An 11,793-nucleotide genomic window follows, 5' to 3' on the forward strand; every position below is an offset into this window, starting at 1 on the left:
TGTATCGCCTCTTGGCAAGAGAATGGCGCGAAAGGTACTTCGTGTCTACCTTTAGAAGCAACTTCGTCCCGTGCAAGGCCCGATACGGTGGCTTTGGTGGGGCGAAAAGGACGCGCGGCCCACCAATGGAGGACTCATGACGGCCCAGGCCCCTCTCAGCGTTTCCGATCTCGACGCCGGGATCGCCGCGGGCGACATCGACACCGTCATCGTCGCGTTCGCCGACGCCCAGGGCAGGCTGGTCGGCAAGCGGGTGTCGGCGCGGCTCTTCCAGGAAGAGGTGCTGCCGCACGGTGCGGAGGCGTGCAACTACCTGCTGTCGGTGGACGTCGACATGAACACCGTCGACGGCTACGCGATGTCGAGCTGGGAGACCGGCTACGGCGACATGATGCTGCGCCCCGACGTCTCCACCCTCCGACGCGTCCCGTGGCTGCCCGGGTCCGCGATGGTCATGGCCGATCTCACGTGGGAGAACGGCGACCCGGTCGTGCAGTCGCCGCGCGAAATCCTGAACCGCCAGCGCGAGCGGCTCGCCGACCGCGGTCTCGTGGCCTTCTCCGGGACAGAGCTCGAGTTCATCGTCTTCGACGACACGTATCGGGATGCCTGGGCCAAGGGCTACCGGGATCTCACACCGTCCACCGACTACAACGTCGACTACGACCTGCTCGCCTCGGGCCGCCTCGAACCTCTCCTGCGCGACATCCGGCTGTCGATGGACGGCGCCGGCTTCTACACCGAGGGCGTCAAGGGCGAGTGCAACCTGGGTCAGCAGGAGATCGCGTTCCGGTTCGCCGAGGCGCAGCAGACGGCGGACCAGCACGCGATCTACAAGAACGGCGCGAAGGCGATCGCGGGGCATCACGGCAAATCGCTCACGTTCATGGCCAAGTTCAACGAGCGGGAGGGCAACAGCTGCCACATCCATCTGTCGGTGCGCTCGGCGACGGGGGACCCCGTCATGGCCGGCGACGGCGCGCACGGCTTCAGCCCGCTCATGGAGCACTGGATCGCCGGCGTCCTGGCGACCCTCCGAGAGTTCACGGTCCTCTACGCACCCAACATCAATTCGTACAAGCGTTTCGCGAAGGGCTCGTTCGCCCCGACCGGCGTCGCGTGGGGCGTCGACAACCGCACGTGCGCGCTGCGCGTGGTCGGCCACGGCTCGTCGCTGCGGGTCGAGAACCGTGTGCCGGGCGGCGACGTCAACCCGTATCTCGGCATCGCCGCGATCATCGCGGGCGGCCTGCACGGCATCGAGCACGAGCTGCCGCTGCCCGATCGGCTGGAGGGCAATGCCTACACGGCCGGCGTCGACCACCTGCCGACGACGCTGCGCGAAGCGGCGCAGCTCTTCGACGAATCGGCCATCGCCAGGGCGGCGTTCGGCGACGACATGGTCGAGCACTACCTGAACCAGGCGCGCATCGAGGTCGAGACCTACGACGCCGCCGTGACCGACTGGGAGAGGGTCCGTGGCTTCGAGCGGCTCTAAGAAGCCTGTGATCGGTCTGACGACCTACCTCGAGCAGGCGAAGCAGGGCGTCTGGGACGTCCGCGCGGCGTTCCTCCCGCAGGTCTACTTCGACTCGGTGACGGCGTCGGGCGGCGTGGCCGTGCTGCTGCCGCCGCAGCCGGACCCCGAGATCGCCGCGGACGCGGTGCTCGACGGACTCGACGGGCTGATCCTCACCGGCGGGCTCGACGTGCAGCCGGAGCTGTACGGCGCCGAGCGGCATCCGCGCACCGACGAGCCCCGGCCCGATCGCGATGCGTGGGAGCTCGCCCTCTTCCGCGGCGCGGAGGAGCGACGACTGCCGGTCCTCGCGATCTGCCGCGGCCTGCAGCTCGTGAACGTGGCGCGCGGCGGCACGCTGCATCAGCATCTGCCCGAGGCGCTCGGCACCGAGCGGTTCCGTGTCGGCGGGGGCGTCTTCGCGACGAACGACGTCATCGTCGACGAGGGGTCGCGCCTGGCGGAGCTCGTCGGACCCGGTGCGCTCGCGGTGCACAGCTACCACCACCAGGGCGTCGACCGCCTCGGCGACGGACTCGTCGCGACCGCCCACACCGACGGGCTGGTACAGGCCTTCGAGTCGGACGGCGAGGGCTACGTGCTCGGCGTGCAGTGGCACCCCGAGCAGAACCAGGAGGACCGCCGGCTGTTCGCGGGGCTCGTGGCCGAGGCATCCGTCTATGCATCGCGAGGAGTGCCGAGCGCATGAGCGTGTTCACCGTCATCAATCCGGCGACCGCGCTGCCGATCCGTGAGGTCGCTCGCGCGAGTGAGGACGAGACGGATGCTGCGATCTCGCGCGCCGTCGTCGCGCAGCGTTCGTGGGCGTCGCTGCCGCCGGTCGCGCGGGCCGACGCGCTGCGGTCGTTCGCGCGCGTGGTCGAGGCGCACATCGAGGAGCTGGCGCAGCTGGAGGTGCTCAACTCGGGTCACCCCATCGGGTCCGCCCGCTGGGAGGCGTCGCACGTCGCGCAGGTGCTGAACTTCTACGCCGGGGCGCCCGAGCGGCTGTCGGGGCAGCAGATCCCGGTCGCGGGCGGGCTCGACGTGACGTTCCACGAGCCGTACGGGGTGGTGGGCATCATCGTGCCGTGGAACTTCCCGATGACCATCGCGTCGTGGGGGTTCGCGCCGGCGCTCGCCGCGGGCAACGCCGTCGTGCTGAAGCCCGCCGAGCTGACTCCGCTCACGGCGATGCGGCTGGGGGAGCTCGCGCTTCTCGCCGGACTGCCGGAGGGGCTGTTCGAGGTCGTCACCGGGTCGGGCTCGGTCGTCGGGCAGCGGTTCGTCTCGCACCCGGAGGTGCGCAAGGTCGTCTTCACCGGCTCGACGTCGGTGGGGACGGATGTCGCGGCGGGCTGCGCGCGCGAGCTCAAGCCCGTCACCCTCGAGCTCGGCGGCAAGAGCGCCAACATCGTGTTCGCCGACGCCGACCTCGAGAAGGCCGCAGCATCGGCACCAGGGGCAGTGTTCGACAACGCCGGGCAGGACTGCTGCGCCCGCAGCCGCATCCTGGTCGAGCGATCGGTGTACGACAGGTTCCTCGAACTCCTCGAGCCCGCGGTGCAGGCGTGGCGGGTCGGCGACCCCGCGGACGAGGCGACGGAGATGGGGCCGCTGATCTCGGCATCCCATCGCTCCACCGTCGAAGGCTTCCTCGACGGGGCGGACGTCGCGTTCCGCGGGTCGGCGCCGTCCGGCGACGGTTTCTGGTTCGCCCCCACCGTGGTGCTGGCCGGCCCCGCCGACCGCATCGCGCGCGAGGAGGTCTTCGGGCCCGTCGTCGCGGTGCTCCCGTTCGACGATGAGGCCGACGCGATCCGGCTGGCGAACGACACGATCTACGGTCTCGCCGGCTCGATCTGGACCGAGAACCTCGGCCGTGCGGTGCGCGTCTCGCGGGGTGTGAAGAGCGGCGTGCTGTCGGTCAACTCGCACTCCTCGGTGCGGTACTGGACCCCGTTCGGCGGCATGAAGGCGTCGGGCCTCGGCCGCGAGCTGGGCCCCGACGCCGTCGAGCACTTCACCGAGACCAAGAACGTCTTCTTCGCGACGGACGCCTCGTGACTGGCATCGACACCGGGTGCGATGTCCGGACTTCGCGGGCTTCGGGGCGCGGAATCCTGCGAAGTCCGGACATCGCAGGGCAGGAAAGGAAGGGAAGCGCATGGATCTGACCCAGCGGCTCAAGGACCGGGTGGCCGTCATCACGGGCGGGGCATCCGGCATCGGCCTCGCGACCGCACGGCGGTTCGCCGCCGAGGGCGCACGCGTCGTGATCGCCGACCTCGACCCGGCCGCCGGGGAGCGGGCGGCCCTGGAGGTCGACGGGCTGTTCCGTCCGGTGGACGTCGCGGACGAGGCATCCGTCAACATGCTCTTCGACTCGGTCGCGGGCGACCTCGGGCGCCTCGACATCGCGTTCAACAACGCCGGCATCTCACCCGCCGACGACGACTCGATCGAGACGACCGAGCTGCCGGCGTGGGATCGCGTGCAGGACGTCAACCTCAAGAGCGTGTACCTGTGCTCGCGCGCGGCGCTGCGGCACATGGTGCCGGCGGGCAAGGGGTCGATCATCAACACCGCCTCGTTCGTCGCGCTGCTCGGTTCGGCGACGTCGCAGATCTCGTACACCGCATCCAAGGGCGGCGTGCTCGCCATGACCCGCGAGCTTGGCGTGCAATTCGCGCGCCAGGGGGTGCGCGTGAACGCACTGTGTCCCGGCCCGGTGAACACCCCGCTGCTGCAGGAGCTCTTCGCGAAGGACCCCGAGCGCGCGCAGCGCCGGCTCGTGCACGTGCCGATGGGTCGCTTCGCCGAGCCCGAGGAGCTCGCGGCGGCGGTCGCCTTCCTCGCGTCGGACGACGCGTCGTTCATCACCGCGAGCACGTTCGTCGTCGACGGCGGCATCACGAACGCCTATGTCACCCCGCTGTAGGGTCTCGCCATGACCGATGCCCCACTGCAGGAGGTGCGCAAGGCCGTCTACCGGCCGGTGCGCGAGGGCAACGCGCTCGAAGACACCGTCGCGCGCCTGGTGCAGACGATCCGGCTGGGCGTGGTCGCGCCGGGGGAGTCGCTGCCGTCCGAGCGCGAGCTCGCCGTGCTCTACGCCGTGAGCCGCGACACGGTGCGTGAGGCGATCCGTGAGCTCGCCGACACCGGCTACCTCGTGCGCCGACGCGGCCGCTACGGCGGCACGTTCGTCGCCGACCCGCTGCCGCAACCTCCGCACCCCCGCGACGTCACGACCGCCGAGCTGGAGGACGTCCTCGGGCTTCGCCGCGTGCTCGAGGCGGGCGCGGCCCGCGCCGCGGCCGGACGCACGCTCGACGCCGCCGCCCGCGACGAGCTGTGGGCGCGCTACGAGGTCGTGGCCGAAGCATCCGAAGCCGACTATCGCCGGCTCGACACCCTGCTGCACCTCACGATCGCCGAGCTCGCCGCCATCCCGTCCCTCGTGGCGCTCGCCGCCGAGAACCGGGCGCGCGTGAACGAGTGGCTCGACACGTTCCCGCTGCTGCCGCGCAACATCGAGCACTCCAACGTGCAGCACGAGCGCATCGTGACGGCGATCCTCGCGGGGCGACCGGATGCTGCGGAAGCCGCGATCCTCGAACACCTCGCCGGTTCCGAGGCCCTGCTGCGCGGCTTCCTCGCCTGACTGACCGCCGCGTCGCCGCTGCGTCGGGCGATTACGCTGGACGGGTGGCAGGCAAGAAACGCGTGAAGAAGGCCGGAGCGGCGGACTTCCGCAATACCCAGCTCGGCGACGCGCTCCAGACGCAGGACATGGCCGCGGTCGCCTTCGCGCTGCGCCACGGCCCCACCGTCGTCCCGCTGATGCGGCCCGGTCACCGTGACAACCCCCTCGACGTCGGCGAGGTGTGGACCTACCGCGACGCGAAGACCGGCGACATCGCGCTGCTGCTGTTCAGCGACGCCGCCCACAAGCCCGAGACACTGCCCCCGGGCGTTGCGCTGCAGTCGCCGACGTGGCTGCGCGCCTTCCTCGGCGCGCACGAGGACGAGATCACCACGGTCTTCTTCGACATCGCCGGCCCGCACCCGCTGCAGGCCTCACCCACCGACCTCATCGCCGCGCTCGACGCCTGATCGCGGAAGTCGGACACTCCGCGCGAAAGTCCGCCGGGGCGCGACGCCGCGGGGCAGACTCGCCGGGTGGAGTACCTGCTCGTCGGAATCGTCTGCGCGGCCGGACTGGTGATCCCCATCGTGCTGGGGTTCGCCGATCCCGGGCGGCGCCGGCGGCCTCGCGGTCGCTGAGGGCGTCGCCGCGGCTCAGAACTCGGGGATGTCCTCGCCGGGTCGGCCCTTCGAGCGCACCCGCACGTCGCTGACGGCGCCCCCGAGGGATCCTGACCGGTGGTCGATGACATCGCGATAGCCGAGTCGCGCGCCTTCGCTGCGTCGCTGCGCGGCCTGGGTGACGGGCCGCACCTCGCCCGCCAGGCTCAGCTCGCCGACGACGGCGATGTGCCGGGGAATCGTCCAGCCCTCGACCGCGCTAGCGACGGCCAGCGCGATGGCGAGATCAGCCGCAGGCTCGGCGAACCTCACACCGCCGACCGTCGAGACGTAGACGTCCTGGTCGGAGGTCTTGATCTTCATCCGCTTCTCGAGCACCGCGAGCACGGTCGCGACGCGCGCCGCATCGACGCCGTTAACGATGCGCCGCGGGTTGCCCGACTTGCTGTCGATCGTGAGCGCCTGCACCTCGACGGGGAGCGCCCGGCGACCTTCGAGTGCGATGGACACGCACGTGCCGGGCTCGGTGCTGCCGTGACCGAGGAACAGCGCGCTGGGGTCGGGCACCTCGGCGATGCCGGCGCCGGTCATGTCGAAGCATCCGACCTCGTCCGTCGGGCCGAACCGGTTCTTGAGCGCACGCACGAACCGGAGCGACGTCTGCCGATCGCCCTCGAACTGGCACACCACGTCGACCAGGTGCTCGAGGATGCGAGGACCGGCGATCGAGCCGTCCTTCGTGACGTGGCCGACGATGATCGTGGGAAGGCCGCGCTCCTTCGCGACGCGGATGAGCGTCGCGGCGACCTCGCGCACCTGCGACGGATGCCCCGCCATGCCCTCCGACAGCGCCGACGACACCGTCTGCACCGAGTCGACGATGAGAAGGTCGGGCTTGACCTCGTCGACGTGCCCGAGGATCGTCGCGAGGTCGGTCTCGCTCGCGAGGTAGAGCTCGTCGTGCAGCGCGCCGGTGCGCTCGGCGCGCAGCCGCACCTGGGCCGTGGACTCCTCGGCGCTCGCATAGAGAACGCGCCGCCCCGCCTGGGCGGACTGCGCGGCGACCTCGAGCAGCAGCGTGGACTTGCCGACGCCCGGTTCGCCCGACAGCAGGATCGCAGCTCCAGGCACCAGCCCACCGCCGAGGACGCGGTCGAACTCGCCGACGCCCGTGGTGCGCCGTGGTGCGTCGGACGTGTCGATGCGCGTGATCGGCTGCGCCGCGCGCCCCGCGCCGGGGGAGACCGGAGTCACCGAGCGGAGGATGCCGGTCTGCTCGGCGGCCTCGACCACGGTGCCCCACTGCTGGCACTCGCCGCAGCGCCCCACCCACTTGAGCGTGGTCCAGCCGCACTCGGTGCACCGGTAGGGGGCTGTCTGCGTCGGGCGTCGGGCAGCGGGCATGCGATGAGCCTACGTCCGGCCCGCGACATCGCCCGCGAGCCCCGCGCACGTCCGGTCGAGGCGTAGGTTGACGGTATGCGTGTGGACTCGGCATCCCGTCTCATCGCGGCCGCCCCCGACCGCGTGTTCGCCGCGTTCACGGATGCCGGCCAGCTCCTCGCATGGCTGCCGCCGTCCGGGATGACGGGCCGCTTCGAGCGATTCGACCCGGTCACCGGCTACCGCATGGTGCTGACCTACGACGAGGCTCCCGAAGGCGGGGGCAAGGCGACCGCGGATGCCGACGTGGCGGACGTGCGCCGCGTCGAGCTCGCACCGCCGCACGGGATCATCGAGGCGATCGACTTCCCCTCGGACGACCCCGCCTTCGCCGGCACGATGACGATGACATGGAGCTTCGAGCCGCGCCACGGGTCGACCCTCGTCACCGTCCAGGCGACGGACGTGCCCTCCGGCATCTCGCCCGAAGACCACGCCGAGGGCCTCGCGTCGTCACTGGAGAACCTCGCCCGCCTGTTCGAATGAGGGAAACGGATGCTGCGGCCCGCAGCATCCGTGCCGCCGGCGTCGACGGGGCTCAGCCGCGCAGGGAGTCGGCGACCTCCTTCAGCGCCGCGGCGGAGGCGTGGAACAGCTCGAGCTCCTGGTGGTCGAACTGCGTCTCGCGGATCGGCACGGCACCGGCCGCGCTCACGACAGACGGCACCGACAGCGCCACGCCGTCGACGCCGTGGAAGTCCCGCAGCACCGGCGAGACGGGCATGACCGCGCGCTCGTCGTTGAGGATGGCCTCGATGATGCGCGCGCTCGACAGACCGATCGCGTAGTTCGTCGCGCCCTTGCCCTGGATCACCTTGTAGGCGGCGTCGCGGACGTCGATGGCGATCTGGTCGAGCTCTTCGACAGACATGCGGTCGCCGGCGGGCGTGACCCACTCGAGGATCGGGACGGTGCCGATCGTCGCCTTCGACCACAGCGGGAACTCGGTGTCGCCGTGCTCGCCCACGATGTACGCGTGCACGCTCGAGGTCGAGACGCCCGCGCGCTCGGCGAGCTTCCAGCGCAGACGCGACGTGTCGAGCACGGTGCCCGACGCGAAGATGCGCTCGGGCGGCAGGCCGGTCTCCTCCTGCGCGAGGACCGTGAGCACGTCGCAGGGGTTGGTGACGATGACGTAGACGGCGTCGGGCGCGACGCTGAGCAGCTGCGGCATCATCTTCTTCATGATCCCGGCGTTCACGCCGGCGAGCTCAATGCGGGTCTGACCCGGGTTCTGCTTCGCGCCCGCCGTGATCACGACGACGTGCGAACCCTCGACCACCGACAGGTCGCTGCCGCCGATGATGTCGCTCGTCCCGGTGAACTGCGTGCCGTGCGCGAGGTCGAGGACCTCGGCCTCGACCTTCTGCGTCGCGATGTCGTAGAGGGCGACGTGGCGGGCGGAACCGCGGATGAGCGCGGCGTATGCGGCGCTCGAGCCGACGCTGCCGGCTCCGACGATGGTGACTTTCGAGTTCTCGATGACGGCCATGCGGCCAGTCTTGCAGTGAGCGGATGCTGCAAGCCAGCGTGGATCGCCGGGTCTATACCCCGTCAGGTGAGCGCTGGGGATTGCGGATCCCGAAGAACGACGTGATCCCGCCGGCGATCATCAGCACCGCCGTGACGATGGCCGACCGGTGGAACCCGTCGAGGTCGAGCGCGCCGCCGACGATGGTGGCGAGCAGGGCGATGGCGATCAGCCCGGCGACGCGCGCCACCGCGTTGTTGACGGCCGAGGCGATGCCCGAGCGCTCGGGGCCGATCGCCCCGAGGATCGCCGACGTGAGCGGAGCCACCGTGAGCGCGAGGCCCGCGCCCATCACGATCATGCTCGGCAGCACCTGCCACCAGTAGGAGAAGTCGGTGCCGACGGTGAGGAGGAGCAGAGCGCCGATCCCCATCGTGATCGGTCCGACGGTCATGAAGAACCGCGGACCCCACCTCCCGCTGAGCGACCCGACTCGTGAGCTGAAGAGGATCATCAGGATCGTCATCGGCAGGCTGGCCAGCCCGGCCAGCGTCGCGGGGAGTCCCGCGCCCTCCTGCAGGTACACGACCACGACGAGTCCGTTGAGTGCCAGCGCCCCGTAGATGAAGGTGGTCGCGACGTTGCCGGTCCAGAAGTTGCGCACCCGGAAGAGATCGAGCGGCAGGATCGGACGCCGCACCGTGCGCTGCCGCAGGATGAAGGCGAGGAACAGCACCGCGCCGAGGACGAGCGGCAGCCAGATCGCGGGGGACGCCCAGCCCTGGTTGGGCTGCTCGATGAGGGCGTAGACCATGCCGCCGAGACCGAGGGTGCACAGCGCCGCACCGACCCAGTCGATCGAGGCACCGGGATGCCGCGTGTCGCGGAAGCCGCCGCGCGCCAGCAGCGCGAGGGTGACGCCGATCGGCACGACGTTGATGAGGAAGGCCCACCGCCACGATGCGAAGTCGACCAGGATGCCGCCGAGCAGCGGGCCGACGATCATGGCGGACGTGGTCATGGCTGTCCAGATGCCGATGGCGCGGCTCTGCGCCGAGCCGCTGAAGTTCGACGTGATGAGCGCGAGCGAGCTCGGCACGAGGAACGCGCCGGCCGCGCCCTGGAACCCCCGCGCGACGATGAGGAACTCCGCGGTCGGGGAGGCGGCGATCGCGAGGGAGGCGATGCCGAACCCGATGAGCCCGATGCGCAGCACCAGCACCCGCCCGTACGCATCGCTCACGGATCCCGCTACGAGGATCAGCGCACCGAGGGTGATGAGGTACGCGTCGACGACCCACTGCTGCGTCGTGATGCCGCCGCCGAGCTCCTCGCTGATCGCCGGCAGGGCGACGTTCACGATCGTGCCGTCGAGGAAGGCCACGAACGACGCGAGCACCGCGATCCACAGCACATACCGCTGCGTCGTCGACATGCGGCCCGTGACGGATGTCGGCGCCTCGCCAGGGTGCTCGTCGGTCACGATCCCCACGCTAGACCGCCCCGGCGACACGGGGGCCGTCGCCGTCGAAGTGGATGCGCTCGGCTGGCCCGCACCCTCGCGGCGGCGACTAACCTGACGATGCAGTCGATCCGATCGCTCGGAACAGGAGATGCGCATGGACTTCGGAATCCACATCGCAGACTTCACCTGGCGCACCGGCGCCGCGCAGCTCGGCCCGGCGCTCGCCCGGCACGTGCGCAATGCCGAGGACGCCGGCATCCGTCGCATCACGGTCATGGACCACTTCTGGCAGCTGCCCGGCCTCGGCCCGGTGGAGCACGAGATGCTCGAGGCGTACGCCACGCTCGGGTTCATCGCCGCACACACCGAGAAGGCGATGCTCCATGCCCTCGTCACCGGCGTGATCTACCGGCACCCCGCCCTGCTGGCGAAGCAGGTGACGACGCTCGACGTGCTGTCGGGCGGTCGCTTCGGCCTCGGGCTCGGCGCGGCGTGGAACGAGGAGGAGTGCCGCGGGCTCGGCTTCCCGTTCCCGCCGGTCGGCCGGAGGTTCCGTGAGCTCGAGGAGACGCTGCAGATCTGCCTGCAGATGTGGTCGGACTCGGACGAGTCCTACGAAGGTGCGATCTGGCAGCTCGAGCGGACGCTGAACTCCCCGCAGAGCATCACGCGCCCGCATCCTTATCTGCTGATCGGCGGGGGCGGCGAGAAGAAGACCCTCCGGCTGGTGGCCCAATACGCGGATGCGTGCAACCTCGGCGTGCGCGGCGAGCTGCCCACGCACAAGCTCGACGTGCTCCGCGGCCACTGCGACGACGTCGGACGTGACTACGACGACATCGAGAAGACCGCGATGGTGGCGATCACCCCCGAGTCGACGCCGGCGGACCTGGCGGGGATCGCGGAGTCGCTCGCAGGCATCGGGTTCACGGCGACGTACGTGTTCGCCGTCGGGATCGACGAGCCGGAGCGTGTGGTCGACGTGATCCGCGGGGCGATCGAGCTCGGCTGAGACCGCGGGAGAGGCCTCGATTCGCAGCATCCGCCGACGTGTCGTAAGCTTGTCGGCGGTGACGTGTCCGAGCGGCCGAAGGTGCAACTCTCGAAAAGTTGTGTAGGGTAACCCCCTACCGTGGGTTCAAATCCCACCGTCACCGCCAGCTTCACCAGATCAGCCCCGCTTCGTGCGGGGCTGATCTGCGTTTGGGGCAGGTTCGATCGTGACGGGATCCGGCGTCTGGCGGGGTCTCCGTGGGGTCTCCGCGGGGGCCGAGCAGCCGTCTGGGGCGTCGATTTGGACGAAACCGCATCCGCGGGGTAAAGTCTTCTTGTTCGCCCCAAAGGGTAGAGCGGAAGGCCTCAGGGTCTGGCTCCCCTCAAGTAACGAACCGCCCCATCACCTCCAAGACGCTTCGCGTGCTGGACGATGGGTTTCCCGCTCGAAGCGCTCCGGTCGGTCTGACGGACAGCTTTGATGGGATAAGATAGTGAAGTTGCCCTGCGGTGATGGCTGTGAAGCCGGAATGCGGGTGCGTCCGATCTTTGAGAACTCAACAGCGTGCACTTGTCAAATGCCAATTTTTTTCTCTGTCGACCGGTTTTCTGGTTGGTGGGGGTCTTTTT

At 70.1% G+C, this 11,793-nt stretch carries 11 protein-coding genes and 1 tRNA gene; 9 read left to right on the top strand and 3 right to left on the bottom strand.

What is annotated here, in order from left to right:
- Nucleotides 1-136 precede the first annotated feature (136 nt).
- The 6 genes from ACFVSU_RS21210 to ACFVSU_RS21235 all read left to right on the top strand — a co-directional run bounded on the left by ACFVSU_RS21210 (nt 137) and on the right by ACFVSU_RS21235 (nt 5,638).
- Entirely contained in the window at nt 137-1,498 is a 1,362-nt protein-coding gene (locus tag ACFVSU_RS21210) for a glutamine synthetase family protein (protein ID WP_387147792.1), read from the top strand.
- 7 nt (nt 1,499-1,505) lie between these two features.
- Nucleotides 1,506-2,228, top strand: a complete 723-nt coding sequence (locus ACFVSU_RS21215) for a gamma-glutamyl-gamma-aminobutyrate hydrolase family protein (protein ID WP_387147795.1) — start codon at nt 1,506-1,508, stop codon at nt 2,226-2,228.
- Nucleotides 2,225-3,586: an aldehyde dehydrogenase family protein gene (locus tag ACFVSU_RS21220; RefSeq protein WP_387147798.1), complete on the top strand. Its 1,362-nt coding sequence runs from the start codon at nt 2,225-2,227 to the stop codon at nt 3,584-3,586. Before ACFVSU_RS21215 ends, ACFVSU_RS21220 begins: the two co-directional genes overlap by 4 nt.
- 100 nt (nt 3,587-3,686) lie before the next feature.
- Entirely contained in the window at nt 3,687-4,460 is a 774-nt protein-coding gene (locus ACFVSU_RS21225; protein ID WP_387147801.1) for a 3-oxoacyl-ACP reductase, read from the top strand.
- A 9-nt stretch (nt 4,461-4,469) separates the two neighbouring features.
- A complete protein-coding gene (locus ACFVSU_RS21230) occupies nt 4,470-5,186 on the top strand; it encodes a FadR/GntR family transcriptional regulator (protein WP_387147804.1) in 717 nt (238 codons plus the stop codon).
- Between the two features lie 44 nt (nt 5,187-5,230).
- Nucleotides 5,231-5,638, top strand: a complete 408-nt coding sequence (locus ACFVSU_RS21235) for a dehydrogenase (RefSeq protein WP_387147807.1) — start codon at nt 5,231-5,233, stop codon at nt 5,636-5,638.
- Nucleotides 5,639-5,824: 186 nt separating this feature from the next.
- Here ACFVSU_RS21235 and radA read toward each other — a convergent pair whose 3' ends face one another.
- Nucleotides 5,825-7,195, bottom strand: a complete 1,371-nt coding sequence (gene radA, locus ACFVSU_RS21240; RefSeq protein WP_387147810.1) for a DNA repair protein RadA — start codon at nt 7,193-7,195, stop codon at nt 5,825-5,827.
- A gap of 75 nt (nt 7,196-7,270) precedes the next feature.
- On the opposite strand from radA, the gene ACFVSU_RS21245 reads away from it, so the two are divergent.
- A complete protein-coding gene (locus ACFVSU_RS21245; protein WP_387147813.1) occupies nt 7,271-7,720 on the top strand; it encodes an SRPBCC domain-containing protein in 450 nt (149 codons plus the stop codon).
- A gap of 52 nt (nt 7,721-7,772) precedes the next feature.
- On the opposite strand, the gene ACFVSU_RS21250 is transcribed toward ACFVSU_RS21245, so the two are convergent.
- Complete coding sequence (locus ACFVSU_RS21250) at nt 7,773-8,726, bottom strand: L-lactate dehydrogenase (protein WP_310292893.1); 954 nt, start codon at nt 8,724-8,726, stop codon at nt 7,773-7,775.
- Nucleotides 8,727-8,778: 52 nt separating this feature from the next.
- Nucleotides 8,779-10,140 (bottom strand): MFS transporter, encoded by a 1,362-nt coding sequence (locus ACFVSU_RS21255; RefSeq protein WP_387147824.1) that lies wholly within the window; start codon nt 10,138-10,140, stop codon nt 8,779-8,781.
- Nucleotides 10,141-10,324: 184 nt separating this feature from the next.
- On the opposite strand from ACFVSU_RS21255, the gene ACFVSU_RS21260 reads away from it, so the two are divergent.
- Entirely contained in the window at nt 10,325-11,182 is an 858-nt protein-coding gene (locus tag ACFVSU_RS21260) for an LLM class F420-dependent oxidoreductase (RefSeq protein ID WP_387147817.1), read from the top strand.
- Nucleotides 11,183-11,239: 57 nt separating this feature from the next.
- Nucleotides 11,240-11,330 (top strand) — tRNA-Ser (locus ACFVSU_RS21265).
- Nucleotides 11,331-11,793 lie beyond the last annotated feature (463 nt).

It is taken from the genome of Microbacterium sp. NPDC058062 (assembly GCF_042885375.1).
GTDB lineage: Bacteria > Actinomycetota > Actinomycetes > Actinomycetales > Microbacteriaceae > Microbacterium > Microbacterium trichothecenolyticum_C.